The 13360-nt window shown below is 66.3% G+C and carries 13 protein-coding genes and 1 tRNA gene; 6 read left to right on the top strand and 8 right to left on the bottom strand.

Features of this window, described 5'->3' with window-relative positions:
* Nucleotides 1–29 precede the first annotated feature (29 nt).
* From AB4Y44_RS32595 to tsaB, 3 genes are read right to left on the bottom strand one after another with little or no spacing between them, the layout of a single operon-like run.
* Nucleotides 30–1022, bottom strand: a complete 993-nt coding sequence (locus tag AB4Y44_RS32595; RefSeq protein WP_368701850.1) for a uracil-DNA glycosylase family protein — start codon at nucleotides 1020–1022, stop codon at nucleotides 30–32.
* Complete coding sequence (rimI, locus tag AB4Y44_RS32600; protein ID WP_321925390.1) at nucleotides 1009–1503, bottom strand: ribosomal protein S18-alanine N-acetyltransferase; 495 nt, start codon at nucleotides 1501–1503, stop codon at nucleotides 1009–1011. Before rimI ends, AB4Y44_RS32595 begins: the two co-directional genes overlap by 14 nt.
* Complete coding sequence (gene tsaB, locus AB4Y44_RS32605; protein ID WP_368701851.1) at nucleotides 1500–2300, bottom strand: tRNA (adenosine(37)-N6)-threonylcarbamoyltransferase complex dimerization subunit type 1 TsaB; 801 nt, start codon at nucleotides 2298–2300, stop codon at nucleotides 1500–1502. Before tsaB ends, rimI begins: the two co-directional genes overlap by 4 nt.
* A 188-nt stretch (nucleotides 2301–2488) precedes the next feature.
* Between tsaB and AB4Y44_RS32610 the strand changes: the two genes are divergently transcribed.
* The 3 genes from AB4Y44_RS32610 (at nucleotide 2489) to aceA (ending at nucleotide 6616) form a co-directional block, all read left to right on the top strand.
* Nucleotides 2489–2758: an acyl-CoA-binding protein gene (locus tag AB4Y44_RS32610; protein WP_028204087.1), complete on the top strand. Its 270-nt coding sequence runs from the start codon at nucleotides 2489–2491 to the stop codon at nucleotides 2756–2758.
* 412 nt (nucleotides 2759–3170) lie between these two features.
* Nucleotides 3171–4889 (top strand): DEAD/DEAH box helicase, encoded by a 1719-nt coding sequence (locus AB4Y44_RS32615; protein ID WP_342921389.1) that lies wholly within the window; start codon nucleotides 3171–3173, stop codon nucleotides 4887–4889.
* Nucleotides 4890–5308: 419 nt separating this feature from the next.
* Nucleotides 5309–6616 carry an isocitrate lyase gene (aceA, locus tag AB4Y44_RS32620; protein WP_342921390.1) on the top strand — a complete coding sequence of 436 codons (1308 nt, stop codon included), beginning with the start codon at nucleotides 5309–5311 and terminating at the stop codon, nucleotides 6614–6616.
* A gap of 227 nt (nucleotides 6617–6843) precedes the next feature.
* Here aceA and AB4Y44_RS32625 read toward each other — a convergent pair whose 3' ends face one another.
* Nucleotides 6844–7278, bottom strand: a complete 435-nt coding sequence (locus AB4Y44_RS32625) for a universal stress protein (protein WP_028204090.1) — start codon at nucleotides 7276–7278, stop codon at nucleotides 6844–6846.
* Between the two features lie 192 nt (nucleotides 7279–7470).
* A complete protein-coding gene (locus AB4Y44_RS32630; RefSeq protein ID WP_201697182.1) occupies nucleotides 7471–8373 on the bottom strand; it encodes a LysR family transcriptional regulator in 903 nt (300 codons plus the stop codon).
* A 165-nt stretch (nucleotides 8374–8538) separates the two neighbouring features.
* Between AB4Y44_RS32630 and AB4Y44_RS32635 the strand changes: the two genes are divergently transcribed.
* Nucleotides 8539–9312 (top strand): haloacid dehalogenase type II, encoded by a 774-nt coding sequence (locus tag AB4Y44_RS32635; protein ID WP_368701852.1) that lies wholly within the window; start codon nucleotides 8539–8541, stop codon nucleotides 9310–9312.
* A gap of 68 nt (nucleotides 9313–9380) precedes the next feature.
* Nucleotides 9381–10973 (top strand): malate synthase A, encoded by a 1593-nt coding sequence (aceB, locus tag AB4Y44_RS32640; protein ID WP_368701853.1) that lies wholly within the window; start codon nucleotides 9381–9383, stop codon nucleotides 10971–10973.
* 94 nt (nucleotides 10974–11067) lie between these two features.
* On the opposite strand, the gene AB4Y44_RS32645 is transcribed toward aceB, so the two are convergent.
* The gene (locus AB4Y44_RS32645) at nucleotides 11068–11475 is read right to left on the bottom strand and encodes a gamma-glutamylcyclotransferase (RefSeq protein WP_368701854.1); all 408 of its coding nucleotides are present in this window, start codon (nucleotides 11473–11475) and stop codon (nucleotides 11068–11070) included.
* 114 nt (nucleotides 11476–11589) lie between these two features.
* On the opposite strand from AB4Y44_RS32645, the gene AB4Y44_RS32650 reads away from it, so the two are divergent.
* On the top strand, nucleotides 11590–12546 hold the full coding sequence (locus AB4Y44_RS32650; RefSeq protein WP_368701855.1) for a helix-turn-helix domain-containing protein: 957 nt from the start codon (nucleotides 11590–11592) through the stop codon (nucleotides 12544–12546).
* Between the two features lie 18 nt (nucleotides 12547–12564).
* Here the strand turns inward: AB4Y44_RS32650 and AB4Y44_RS32655 are convergent, their stop codons facing one another.
* Both AB4Y44_RS32655 and AB4Y44_RS32660 read right to left on the bottom strand, forming a co-directional pair.
* Complete coding sequence (locus tag AB4Y44_RS32655) at nucleotides 12565–13029, bottom strand: GNAT family N-acetyltransferase (RefSeq protein WP_342921395.1); 465 nt, start codon at nucleotides 13027–13029, stop codon at nucleotides 12565–12567.
* A gap of 165 nt (nucleotides 13030–13194) precedes the next feature.
* A tRNA-Asp gene (locus tag AB4Y44_RS32660) sits at nucleotides 13195–13271 on the bottom strand.
* Between the last annotated feature and the right edge of the window lie 89 nt (nucleotides 13272–13360).

Here is a 13360-nt window from a genome sequence, read left to right on the forward strand (position 1 = left end):
GCCGGACACGTTCGCGGGCCGCGCGGCGTTCATTGCTCGCCGCCGGACGCTGCACGCCAGGTGTCGCGGGCGAGACAGAGGTCGGTCCAGGCCTTCGCCTTGTCGTGCAGGCTGCGCAGCAAATAAGCGGGGTGATAGGTGACGATGACGGGCACCCCCTCGTACTCGTGGACGCGTCCGCGCAGCGACGCGATGCTGCCATCGGTCTTGAGCAGGCTTTGCGCCGCGAAACGTCCGAGCGCGACGATGATCTTCGGCTTCACGAGCGCCACCTGGCGCTGCAGATACGGCTCGCAGCGCGCGACCTCGTCGGGCTCAGGATTGCGGTTGCCAGGCGGGCGGCACTTGATGACGTTCGCGATATAGACGTTCTCGCCACGGGCGAGCGAGAGTGCGCGCAGCATGTTGTCGAGCAGCTTGCCGGCCTGGCCGACGAAGGGCTCGCCCTGGCGGTCTTCGTTCTCGCCGGGCGCCTCGCCGATCAGCATCCAGTCGGCCGCGCGATCGCCCACGCCGAACACGGTGTTGGTGCGCTTCTCGCACAGGCGGCAACGCGTGCACGAGGCCACGCGTTCGGCGAGCGCGTCCCAGTCGAGCGTCGCGACATCGTTGCGCGGTGCGCCGCCAGCCTCCGCCGGCTCGGCGTCGTGAGGCAGAACCGGCTGGGCCACTGAGTCGAACCAGGCGAAATCTTCGTCGGTGAGGGGCGGCGGTTCGTCGGATGAATGCGATGCGGGCGTCGATGGCGACGCGGCGCGCGCAACGGGCTGCGGTGCTTGCGAGCGCTCCGCGGCGGCCGGTTGTGCTTCGGCTGGCTCTGGCGCAGCGACCGGACGCGTCGATTGCACGACCGGCACCACCGGCGCCGCCGGTGCCTCGGCTTGCGCGCGTGTCACCGCGGACGACGGCGCAACGGTCACATTTTCGCGAGCCGCTTCGAGCGGCGCGGCACCCCGCGCCCCTTTACGCACCCAGCGCGGCGCGAGCCCAAGCTCTTCCAGCGCGATCTCATCGAGCGACATCCGCGCCCTCCCCTGCAAAAGAAAAACGCATCACGAGTGCGTCCTCGCGGCTGTGATGCCGGGCCGGATAGTAGTTCTTGCGGCGGCCGATCGTGACGAAGCCGAACTGTTCGTAAAGCCGGATTGCCCGGTGATTCGACGGCCGGACTTCGAGCAGCAGGCCTTCGAGACCCTGCATGCGCGCGATGCGCACCGCCTCGCGCAGCATGGCGAGCCCGGCGCCCGCCCCCTGCGCCTGAGGCGCGACGCACAGATTCAGCAGATGCATCTCGTCGACCACGGGCATCAGCACGCAATAGCCGATCAGCGTGCCGGTGACGTGGCGCATGCACAGCCCGTAGTAGCCATTGCGCAGCGAGTCCTCGAAGTTGCCGCGCGACCACGGAAACTCATAGGCGGAACGCTCGACGATCGCGACTTCGTCCAGGTCGCTTTCGGTCATCGGCGACAGGTAGCGGTCGGTCATGAGCACACCGCTCATTGCGCGCCCTCGCCACCCTGGGCGGCAGCCTTCGCGGCGAGGCGCTCGGCCGTGGTCTGCGCGACCTTGTTGCGCACGTATTCGGGCGCGGCCTGGTCGGCGGGTTGGGTGCGGCCCGCGCGATACGCGCGCAACGCCGCGTGCGCCAGCGGCAACGCGTGCGGGAGCGCCTCGGCGTCGATCGTGCGCGCGGCGGCGGCGGCCGTCAGGCGCGCGCCGAACGCGGCGGCGGCGTTGCCCGCCAGCGTGAACGGCGCGTCGGGCGCGGCGATGTGCTCCGGCGAGTCGAGCGATGCGGCCTGCAGCGTGCGCCAGTCGCCGGCTGCGGCGTCCCAAGCGTAGTCGGCCCAGTAAGCTTCGTCCATGCGCGCGTCGAGCGCGGCCAGCACGCGGGTCGCGGCGGGATCGCGCAGCCGCGCGCTCTCGGCGCACACGAGCAGCGTGCCCACGGGCACCACCGGGATGTCGAGGCCGAACGCGAGCCCTTGTGCCACGCCCGTCGCCGTGCGCAGCCCCGTGAAGGAGCCCGGGCCCGCGCCGAACGCGATCGCGTCGCAGTCGGCGAGCGTGAGGCCGGCTTCGTCGAACAATTCGCCAATGGCCGGCAGGAGCCGCGTGCTGGAGACGGCGCCCGTGGCTTCGTGGCGCACCCAGACGCTGACTTCCGAGCGCGACGCGGAGGCGGTCTCGCCACCAGTTGAGGGAGAACGATCTGCGTCGCCAGGGGCGACGCGAAGCAGCGCGACCGAGCAATATTCGGTCGAAGTATCGAGGGCAAGCAGCACGGTTTCGGTCATGAGCGCTATTGTAATGCCCCGCCCCCGCGCGGGCCCAGGGCTCTCGCCAACTGGCGGATGCACAGGCGTCATGGCCTCCTCTGGCTCACCCGTGCCCGGCGCGAGTGGAGGAATCGCTCCAGCTTTTCCGGAGTTTGCGCTGCTACCATCGGCGCGCTGACCTGAACCACTATGCGGAGGAAACAATCATGAGCGACGTGAACACCCAGTTCGCCCAAGCCCAGCAAGACGTGCAGCAACTGCCGGAGCGCCCCGGCAATCTGACGCTGCTGCGCCTCTATGCACTCTTCAAGCAGGCCACCGAAGGCGACGTGCACGGCGACAAGCCCGGCTTCACGGATATCGTCGGCAAGTACAAGTACGAAGCGTGGGCCGCGCTGCAAGGCACCGCGCAGGAAACGGCCAGGCAGCAATACGTCGAACTCGTCGAATCGCTCAAGAGCGGCGCCACGAGCTGAACGCGCGCAACTGACAAGGCGCGCGTGACGAGTTGAGGCGCCCGGCCCACTGCGTCACACCGCCGCACCCGTGCCCTCGCGGTGCGTCGCTCTGGCGCGCCGCAACAAAACGAGATATACTGCGTGCTGCGTTGCGCTCCGGTCGCTCGTTCGATCAGCACAACGCCACGTAGCGTTAAGCTCCAATCCAGTTTAGAACCTGTCCCCCCCTGCCATGGCCCTGTTTTTCGGGCCGTCAATATCAGGCTGGCGGCTGGCCAATCCCGGCCTGAGCCGCACCCAAAACAGCTTCTAACGAAAAATCCGCCATTATGGGCGGATTGCCCCCGTTTTTCGATTTGTTCGCAAAATCCGACGACTTGGGTATGCCGATTGGCGCCGACGTTCTATTTCCTGTGTAACAAGGATTTTCATGACTTCGAGCAATACCCAAAGCCCCCTGGACGCCATCGCCGATCAGGCCCTCGGTCTTTCCGCCGCCGCCGACGCTTCCGCTGAAGCCCCCGCGCAGGCTGCCGATGCGACCGACGGTTCGGCGTTCGCGTCGCTCGGTCTGTCGCCGGAGATCGTCTCCGCGCTGATCGCAGCGGGCTACAAGGCCCCGACGCCCGTGCAGGAACGCGCCATTCCTGCCGCCATCGCCGGCCGCGACCTGCTGGTCTCGAGCCCGACCGGTTCGGGCAAGACCGCAGCGTTCATGCTGCCCGCCATCGAGCGCTTCGCGCAGATCCAGAAGGCCCAGGCCGCCCAGCCGCGCGAGCCGCGCCCGCAAGGCGCGAACGGCCAGCAAGGCGATCGCCGCCAACGCCGTCCGCAACCGGTGGCACGCCCCGGACTGCTCGTCCTCACGCCTACGCGTGAGCTGGCGATGCAGGTGACCACGGCCGCTTCGACGTACGGCAAGCACCTGCGCCGTCTGCGCACGGTCAGCATTCTCGGCGGCGTGGCATACGGCCAGCAGCTGATGCTGCTCGCGAAGAACCCCGAGATTCTCGTGGCGACCCCGGGCCGTCTGCTCGATCACCTCGAGCGCGGCCGCATCGATCTGTCCGAACTCAAGATGCTCGTGCTCGACGAAGCCGACCGCATGCTCGACATGGGCTTCATCGACGACATCGACACGATCGTCGCCGCTACGCCCGAAACGCGTCAGACGATGCTGTTCTCGGCCACGCTCGACGGCAAGATCGCTTCGATCACCGGCCGCCTGCTGAAGGACCCGGAGCGTATCGAGATCGTGCGCAAGGTCGAAGCAAACTCGAACATCGCGCAGACCGTGCACTACGTGGACGACCGCGATCACAAGGATCGCCTGCTCGACCACCTGCTGCGCGACGAGAGCCTCGACCAGGCCGTCGTGTTCACGGCCACCAAGATGGACGCCGACCAGCTCGCCGGCAAGCTCGCCGACGCCGGCTTCGAAAGCGCCGCGCTGCACGGCGACTTGCCGCAAGGCGCGCGTAACCGCACGATCCGTGCGCTGCGCGAGCGTCGCGTGCGCGTGCTCGTCGCGACCGACGTGGCGGCGCGCGGTATCGACATCCCCGGCATCACGCACGTCTTCAACTACGACCTGCCGAAGTTCGCCGAAGACTACGTGCACCGTATCGGCCGTACCGGTCGTGCAGGCCGTTCGGGCACGGCAGTGAGCCTCGTGCATCACGCCGAGCAAGGCGCCCTCAAGCGTATCGAGCGCTTCGTGCGTTCGCCGCTGCCGGTGAACGTCGTGGAAGGCTTCGAGCCGCGCAAGGCGCCGCCGGCCAACCGTGGTTTTGGCGGCCGCGGTCGCCCGGGTGGCGGCAATGGCGGTGGCCGTCGCTTCGGCAACGGTAACGGCAAGCCGGGTGGCTACGGCGCCCGTGGCGGCAATGGCGGCAACGGCGGCGATCGCAACGGCAACAGCTGGGGCAACAAGCCCGAAGGCTCGCGCGGCGGCTACGGTGCCCGCGAAGGCGGCTACAACTCGGGTTCGCGTGAAGGCGGCTTCGGCGGCGGCCCGCGCGGCGGCGAAGGCAACCGCGGCGGCGGCTACGGCCAGCAACGCGAAGGCTACGGCCGTTCGCGCGAAGGCGGTGGCGGTTACGGCGCGCGCCGTAACGACGGCCCGCGTGGCGCACGTCGCGACAGCTAAATCGCCTAAAACGGCGCGGCGCGGCCTTCGAGCCGCCCCGCCGCCGTAGCGAAATACCAAGGACCGGTGTTCAGGCACCGGTCTTTTTTTATCCCCGCGCAAATTTCACGATACGAAAAATTTTTTTGCTTTGTAAAAAATCGTGCTGCGTGGCACAAAGGGACCCATTGCAAGATGGAAAATAACGTTTCACATCTCAAAACAAATCACATAACCGATTGAATTTATTCAAATAAAAAACCTCGAAAAAGCCCGTTGCCTGCCTGTCGCCGGTCGATCGATTTGCCTAGACTCTTATATAAGAGTTCGTGAAACGAAACGCCCAAACCCAGAACCCCGGCGCTTGCGTTTCGCGCGATTCAGCGGTTCAGCCGTTTCGTTTCAGCGATCCACTCATCAGGCAAACGAAGGAGCCCACCATGTCGACTCGTCAACAGCAAGCTCAGCAACTCCAACAGCAATGGGAAACCGATCCGCGCTGGAAGGGCATCAAGCGCAACTACACCGCTGAAGACGTGGTGCGCCTGCGCGGCTCGCTCCAGCCGGAGCACACGCTCGCGAAGCACGGCGCCGAAAAGCTCTGGAACGGCGTGAACACCGAGCCTTTCATCAACGCACTGGGCGCGCTCACGGGCAACCAGGCCATGCAGCAGGTGAAGGCCGGCCTCAAGGCGATCTATCTCTCGGGCTGGCAGGTCGCGGGCGACGCCAACCTCGCCGGCGAAATGTACCCGGACCAGTCGCTCTACCCGGCCAACTCTGTGCCGCAGGTGGTCAAGCGCATCAACAACACGCTCACGCGCGCCGACCAGATCCAGTGGTCCGAAGGCAAGAACCCCGGCGACGAAGGCTATGTCGATTACTTCCAGCCGATCGTGGCCGACGCGGAAGCCGGCTTCGGCGGCGTGCTCAACGCGTTCGAACTGATGAAGGCGATGATCGAAGCGGGCGCCGCGGGCGTGCACTTCGAAGACCAGCTCGCCTCGGTGAAGAAGTGCGGCCACATGGGCGGCAAGGTGCTCGTGCCGACGCGCGAGAACGTCGCCAAGCTCACGGCCGCGCGTCTGGCCGCCGACGTCTGCGGCGTGCCGACCGTGCTGCTCGCCCGCACGGATGCGGAAGCCGCCGACCTCGTGACCTCGGACATCGACGACAACGACCGCCCGTTCCTCACCGGCGAGCGCACCGTGGAAGGCTTCTTCCGCACGAAGAACGGCCTCGAGCAGGCGATCTCGCGCGGTCTCGCCTACGCGCCGTATGCCGACATGATCTGGTGCGAGACGGGCAAGCCGGATCTGGAATTCGCGAAGAAGTTCGCCGAAGCGATCCACAAGCAGTTCCCGGGCAAGCTGCTCTCGTACAACTGCTCGCCGTCGTTCAACTGGAAGAAGAACCTCGACGACGCGACGATCGCCCGCTTCCAGCGCGAGCTGGGCGCGATGGGCTACAAATTCCAGTTCATCACGCTCGCGGGCTTCCACTCGCTCAACTACTCGATGTTCAACCTCGCGCACGGCTATGCACGCCAGAACATGAGCGCGTTCGTGGAACTGCAGCAGGCCGAGTTCGCCGCCGCCGAGAAGGGCTTCACCGCCGTGAAGCATCAGCGCGAAGTGGGCACCGGCTACTTCGACGCCGTGACGCAGACGGTCGAGCGCGAGGCTTCGACCACGGCGCTGCACGGTTCGACGGAAGACGAGCAGTTCTTCGACAAGAAGGTGGCGTAAGACCACCGGCCGCCGCGCTCGAACGGGCAGCCGGCACGCGTACCTTGGCGGGGCGCGCCGGCCGCCTGCCGACGCGGCCCGGCCGCTTGCCGCAGGACGTTCAGGGAGGAAGCGGTAAAGGACACAGGTCGCGCGTGCTGGACAGAATCCGGCCCGCGGCTCGCCCAGCCAACGCAGCGGGCGAGCATGGCCTCGTGCTTCATCGCGAATCCACGCGAACACGCCCGCTAGCGATACACGATCACCGGAATCTTCGTATGGGTGAGCACGCGCTGCGTCTCGCTGCCGATCAGCAGGCTGCCGAGCCCGCGACGCCCATGCGAGGCCATGAAGATGACGTCGCAGCCGCCCGCTTCGGCGGCTTCGATGATGCCGAGATACGGCGAAGGATGCACGCTCGTGCGGCTGTCGCAGATCACGCCCGCGTTGCGCGCCGCCGCCTCGATTTCGTCCAGATGCACGCGCGCCTCTCGCTCACTGCGCGTCTGGAAGTCGCCGGGCGGCTCGATCACGACGTCGGCATAAGGCGAGTACGGATATTGCGGCAGGCACGCGTAGGCCGTCACGCGCGCGCCCACGGTACGGGCGAGGTCGATGGCGCCGTCGATCGCCTTTTTCGACAGTTCGGAACCGTCCGTCGGAACGAGGATGTGCTTGAACATGGCGCCCTCCGTGGTCTATCGGATTACGGGCAAGGCTAGGGTCAAAGTCAAGGGTGAAGCCGCGGGGCAAAGACTCGGCGGGCGTCTCGCGCAAGCAAGCGCCTGGGCCCTAAAGTCGATTGTAGTGCGCGAAAAATCAGTGCAAGCCGTGCGTGCGGGTCATTCCGGATATCGGAAACACGCACGGCGCCCCTATCCCCAGTAACCGGGTTGACCGTAGGTATGCTTGAGATAGTCGAGAAAGAGGCGCACGCGCAGCGGCAAATGGCGGCGCTGCGGAAACACGGCGTGAATGCCGATGGGCGGCGCGGCGAACGCGTCGAGCACGGTCACGAGCCGGCCCGCCGCAATGTCCTCGCCGACTTCCCACCACGAGCGCCACGCCAGACCGTGGCCCGCGAGACACCACTCATGCAGCACGGCGCCGTCCGAGCATTCCATCGTGCCCGCCACGCGGATCGACACCACCTTGCCCTCTTGCTGGAACGCCCAGCCGCGCTGCTGGTTCAGACTCGCGCCGAAGGCGAGGCAGTTGTGGCGGGCGAGGTCGGCGGGCGTTTCGGGCTCGCCGCGGCGCGACAGATACGCAGGCGCCGCCACGCACACGCGGCGGTTCTCGCCGAGCTTGAGCGACACGAGAGACGAATCGGGCAATTCGCCGAGGCGCACGGCGCAGTCGAAGCCTTCGTTCACGAGATCGACGAGCCGGTCCGAAAGATCGAGCGCGATGCTCACGTCCGGATGCGCAACCGTGAAATCGGGCACGAGCGGCGCCACGTGGCGACGCCCGAAGCCCGCCGGCGCGGACACGCGCAGGTGCCCGCTCGCTTTCACGCCGCCCTCGGACACACTCGCCTCGGCGTTCTGCATGTCGTGAATGATGCGCTGGCAGTCCTCGAGGAACGCCGATCCTTCGAACGTGAGCGTGATGCGCCGCGTGGTGCGCACGAGCAGCTTCACGCCGAGGCGCTCTTCGAGCGCGTCGATGCGCCGGCCGATGATGGCGGGCGCCACGCCCTCGGCCTGGGCGGCGGCGGAAAGGCTGCCCTTGGCAGCCACGGTGACGAAGGTCTCGATCTGCTTGAAGCGGTCCATCGGCGGACACTGCGCGCGCTGGGCGACAGAAACAGTGGAAAAGAGAAGGTAGGCCGACAGATTAGGTGGGTAAAAGTAAAAGATCAAGTGATCAATCCCGCCTTTTTCAGTGATACGACTCATGAATACAATCGACCTCGACCTCTGAAGATGGAGTGCAAGGCTATGTCGGCCACAACGACACCCTCAACGACACGATTTCCCAAGGCAGTTGTCTTCGACGCGTACGGCACGCTGTTCGATGTGCATTCGGTCGTCGCTGCCGCCGAGCAGATGTTCCCCGGCCAGGGCGAAGCGCTCTCGCAGTTGTGGCGCCTCAAGCAAATCGAGTACACGCAGCTGCGCACGCTCTCGGACCCTGCCGGCGCGCGCTATCGCCCGTTCTGGGACATCACGCTCGACGCGCTGCGCTACGCCGCGCGCCGCCTGAACCTGCCGCTCACGGGCGCGGGCGAAAAGCGCCTCATGGACGAATACGCCTGCCTGTCGGCTTTCCCCGACGTGCTGCCCGTGCTGCGCCGCCTGCGTGAGCCACGCGAAGACGGCACGCGCATGGGCCTGGCGATCCTCTCGAATGGCAACCCGCAGATGCTCGACATCGCGGTGAAGAGCGCCGGCATGAGTGGCCTCTTCGACCATGTGCTGTCGGTCGATGCCGTGCGCGCCTACAAACCGGCCGCCGCCGCATATTCGCTCGGCACGGGTGCCTTCGACGCCGCGCCACGCGAGCTGGTGTTCGTGTCGTCGAACGGCTGGGACGCCGCGGGCGCCGGCTGGTTCGGCTACACCACGTTCTGGATCAACCGCCAGCGCTTGCCCGCCGAAGAGCTCGGCGTGGCGCCGCATGGCACTGGCAGCGGCATGGCAGAACTCGCCGCCTTTCTCGAAACCGCTGCGCCCGAACGACAAGGCCGCACTCGCCCCAGCCCGGGCGCATGACGGACACGCCGCTCGCCGCAGCCACAACAACCACACATTCACAAACTGACCGACCAAGGAGCAAGCAAATGGCGAACACATTGCAGCTGCCGCAAGGCATGCAGATCACGGCTGACATCCAGCCCGGCTTCGAAACGATCCTCACGCCCGAAGCGCTCGAACTCGTCGCGAAGCTGCACCGCGCGTTCGAGCCGCGCCGCCAGGAACTGCTGAAGGCACGCGTCGAGCGCACGAAGCGCCTCGACGCCGGCGAGCGCCCCGACTTTCTTGCCGACACGAAATCGATCCGCGAAGGCGACTGGAAGATCGCGGCGCTGCCGAAGGATCTCGAATGCCGCCGCGTGGAAATCACGGGCCCGGTCGAGCGCAAGATGATCATCAACGCGCTGAACTCGGGCGCGGATGCGTACATGACCGACTTCGAGGACTCGAACGCGCCGAACTGGGAAAACCAGATCGTCGGCCAGCTCAACCTCAAGGACGCGGTGCGCCGCACGATCTCGCTCGAACAAAACGGCAAGACCTACCAGCTCAACGAGAAGACCGCCACGCTGATCGTGCGTCCGCGCGGCTGGCACCTCGACGAGAAGCACGTGACGGTGGACGGTCAGCGTGTGTCGGGCGGCATCTTCGACTTCGCGCTCTACCTCTTCCACAACGCGAAGGAACTGATCGCGCGCGGCAGCGGCCCGTACTTCTATCTGCCGAAGATGGAAAGCCACCTCGAAGCGCGCCTGTGGAACGACGTCTTCGTCGCAGCGCAGGAAAGCGTGGGTATTCCGCGCGGCACGATCCGCGCGACGGTGCTGGTCGAGACGATCCTCGCGGCGTTCGAGATGGACGAAATCCTCTATGAACTGCGTGAACACAGCTCGGGTCTGAACGCCGGCCGCTGGGACTACATCTTCTCGGCGATCAAGAAGTTCAAGAACGACAAGGACTTCTGTCTTGCCGACCGCGCGCAGATCACGATGACAGTGCCGTTCATGCGCGCCTACGCGCTCGAACTGCTCAAGACCTGTCACAAGCGCAACGCACCGGCAATCGGCGGCATGAGCGCGCTCATCCCGATCAAGAACGACGCGGCCGCCAACGACAAGGCCATGGGCGGCGTGCGTTCGGACAAGGCGCGTGACGCCACCGACGGCTACGACGGCGGCTGGGTGGCGCACCCGGGCCTCGTGCCCATCGCGATGGAAGAGTTCGTGAAGGTGCTCGGCGACAAGCCGAACCAGATCAGCAAGCAGCGTGCGGACGTGAACGTTGCGGGCAAGGATCTGCTCGACTTCCGTCCCGAAGCGCCGATCACCGAAACGGGCCTGCGCAACAACATCAACGTGGGCATCCACTACCTCGGCTCCTGGCTCGCGGGCAATGGCTGCGTGCCGATCCACAACCTGATGGAAGACGCGGCGACCGCCGAAATCTCGCGCTCGCAGGTGTGGCAGTGGATCCGCTCGCCCAAGGGCAAGCTCGAAGACGGCCGCAAGGTCACGGCCGAACTCGTGCGCGAACTGATCCCGCAGGAGCTGGACAAGGTGAAGGCGTCTGTCGGCGGCGACACGAAGCCGTACGAGCGCGCCGCGCAGATCTTCGAGCAGATGTCGACGTCGGAAAACTTCGTCGAGTTCCTGACACTGCCGCTGTACGAAGAGATCTAATCGCTCGGCACGTCTAACGAATTGCCGATGAAAAAGGCCCGGAGGGCGTGAGCCCGCCGGGCCTTCGTGCTTTCATGCGCCGCGCCTTGAGCGATCAGCGCGTGCGCCGATGCGCGACCCAGTCGCCGCCAGCGATCTCGGGGCGCCCGGCAATGGCGGCGGACGCCACCGGATAGTAGACGCAAGCAATGCGTTCGCCCTGCACCTCGATATCCACTTCCTGCGAAACGAACAGATTGTCGACACCCGGATACACCTGCTCGATTTCGTCGAGCACGGCGAGGAGCGCGTCGTCGATTTCGTAGACGTCGCCGACGACCGTCGATTGCGCATCGGCCGACCCGGCCAACATTCCAGGGTAGCTGCCGAAGTCGAAGAGCCGGCCGGCGAGCGTGGTGAGACCGAGGTGCCGCGGGCGCGCGATCGCGTTGCGATCCGCCGCGAGGTTGATGTCGTTGATCTCGCCCGCGCGCAGCGTGCCGTAGACGAACACGTATTTCATGTCTTTTCTCTCCTTCAGGGCGGCTCGCGCCACACGAGCACGCTGTCGATTCGCCCACATTATGCCCGGCCATAAACGCGTGCGGCCCAGGCCCCCGAGCGCGAGACGTCTACAATGGGTGCACTAATCGCCACACTCGTCGCCGAACCCGCCGCCGAACCCGTCGCCCTGCCCGTCATGCCTGAGGATCTGCCCCACTTCGCATCCAGCGACGCCCGCAACGATGCGCTGCCGCGCGCCGAACTCGTCGATATCCCGCCCGAGTTCGCGCCGACACCCACGCATCCGATCCGCGTGCGCTCGCGGCCCATGCCGGCCGGTGTGTGCATCGCGCAGCACACCCATGCGTGGGCGCAACTCGCCTACTCGTCGCGCGGCGTGCTGCGCATGGCGACGCCGGGCACGACGTGGATGGTGCCGCCCTCGCGCGCGATCTGGGTGCCGCCTCACATCACACACGAAGTGGCGATCGTCGAGGACGCGTTCCTGCGCACGCTCTACGTAGACGAATCGGTGATTCCGCCCGGCCTCGGCGCGTGCCGCGTGGTGGAGGTCTCGGGCCTGCTGCGCGAGACGATCGCGGCCCTCGACGAGCGCGGCATTCCCACCGCGCGCGAGCGCCTGCTCGGCGCGCTGGCGCTCGACGAGATCACGCGCTCGGCGCCGCTGCCGCTCGCCGTGCCGATGCCCGAGGAAAAGCGCCTGCGCGCGCTGTGCGAAGCGCTGCTCGCCGACCCGGCGGGACCCGGCTCGCTCGAATACTGGGCTGCTCACGTGGGCGCGAGCACGCGCACGATCGCGCGGCTCTTTCGTCAGGAACTCGGGGTGAGCTTTTCGCACTGGCGTCAGCAGGCGATCCTCGCGCGCGCGATCCCGCTGCTCAATCAGGGACGCCCGATGGCCGCCGTGGCGCAGGAACTCGGCTACCAGAGCCAGAGTGCGTTTTCGGCGATGTTTCGCCGCGCCTTCGGCGAGAGCCCGCGCGCCTTCATCGCGCGCGGCACGGGCGATCGCGACTACGACGAACCGGAAGATTCCGTGGCCGCCGGGCGCGACGACAACATGGCTTGAGCGAGTGACCGGCCAGCTTCAGACGAGGCGCGTCATGTGGCGAATCGAGCCGAGGCGCGCAAGTCTCGGACCCGCCACGCGATATCCCATGCGCAGATAGAGACGCGCGGCCGGGTTATCGACGAACACGCGCAGCTGCAGCTCGCGCAGGCCGCGCTCGCGGGCCCACTGGTGCGAGATGTCGAGCAGGAACGTACCGGCGCCATTGCCGCGATACCCTTGGGCGATCTGCACGTCGCGAATATGCAGCGAGTCGCCCTCTTGCGTCACGCGTAGCACGCCAATCGGCTCGCCGTCGAGTTCGAGGATGAAATTCTCCGACTCGCGATAGCTCGCCAGAAAGAGATCACCGCGCCAGACGAGGTGATGCCGCAGATAGTAGCCACCCATGTTGTTGCGCGTGAGCGTCTCCGCGAACTCGAAATCGTCCATGGTGGCGCGGCGCAGCTGAAACGGCGACGGGATGTCGTTCGGTGCGAACATGTGGGCAAGCGAGGAAACCAGGTTTCGACAACGCTACGATAACGCGCGGCCGCCGGCAATCGCAGATTGTCCGTACGGCCAACGAAATGAAGGATGGGATGGACGCGGGAGAAACGTCTGTGGAAAAAGAAAAAGCCCGTTGGACGTATCCAACGGGCTTCGTTCTGGCGGAGCGGACGGGACTCGAACCCGCGACCCCCGGCGTGACAGGCCGGTATTCTAACCGACTGAACTACCGCTCCAGCTTGCTGCTCACCGGCGGGCGTCGGTCGATTCCCGCTGGCGGCGTCGCCACACTGCTCGCAGTGCTACTGCTTTGGCGCCGCATTTT

Source organism: Paraburkholderia sp. BR10937 (genome assembly GCF_040965695.1).
Classification (GTDB): domain Bacteria; phylum Pseudomonadota; class Gammaproteobacteria; order Burkholderiales; family Burkholderiaceae; genus Paraburkholderia.

What these genes read in the sequence shown, in the direction of transcription:
- AB4Y44_RS32595 (WP_368701850.1), bottom strand. Translation starts at nt 1,022, where the DNA reads ATGTCGCTCGATGAGATCGCGCTGGAAGAGCTTGGGCTCGCGCCGCGC.
- AB4Y44_RS32655 (WP_342921395.1), bottom strand. Translation starts at nt 13,029, where the DNA reads ATGTTCGCACCGAACGACATCCCGTCGCCGTTTCAGCTGCGCCGCGCC.
- AB4Y44_RS32625 (WP_028204090.1), bottom strand. Translation starts at nt 7,278, where the DNA reads ATGTTCAAGCACATCCTCGTTCCGACGGACGGTTCCGAACTGTCGAAA.
- AB4Y44_RS32630 (WP_201697182.1), bottom strand. Translation starts at nt 8,373, where the DNA reads ATGGACCGCTTCAAGCAGATCGAGACCTTCGTCACCGTGGCTGCCAAG.
- rimI (WP_321925390.1), bottom strand. Translation starts at nt 1,503, where the DNA reads ATGAGCGGTGTGCTCATGACCGACCGCTACCTGTCGCCGATGACCGAA.
- AB4Y44_RS32645 (WP_368701854.1), bottom strand. Translation starts at nt 11,475, where the DNA reads ATGAAATACGTGTTCGTCTACGGCACGCTGCGCGCGGGCGAGATCAAC.
- AB4Y44_RS32615 (WP_342921389.1), top strand. Translation starts at nt 3,171, where the DNA reads ATGACTTCGAGCAATACCCAAAGCCCCCTGGACGCCATCGCCGATCAG.
- tsaB (WP_368701851.1), bottom strand. Translation starts at nt 2,300, where the DNA reads ATGACCGAAACCGTGCTGCTTGCCCTCGATACTTCGACCGAATATTGC.
- AB4Y44_RS32635 (WP_368701852.1), top strand. Translation starts at nt 8,539, where the DNA reads ATGTCGGCCACAACGACACCCTCAACGACACGATTTCCCAAGGCAGTT.
- aceB (WP_368701853.1), top strand. Translation starts at nt 9,381, where the DNA reads ATGGCGAACACATTGCAGCTGCCGCAAGGCATGCAGATCACGGCTGAC.
- AB4Y44_RS32650 (WP_368701855.1), top strand. Translation starts at nt 11,590, where the DNA reads ATGGGTGCACTAATCGCCACACTCGTCGCCGAACCCGCCGCCGAACCC.
- aceA (WP_342921390.1), top strand. Translation starts at nt 5,309, where the DNA reads ATGTCGACTCGTCAACAGCAAGCTCAGCAACTCCAACAGCAATGGGAA.
- AB4Y44_RS32610 (WP_028204087.1), top strand. Translation starts at nt 2,489, where the DNA reads ATGAGCGACGTGAACACCCAGTTCGCCCAAGCCCAGCAAGACGTGCAG.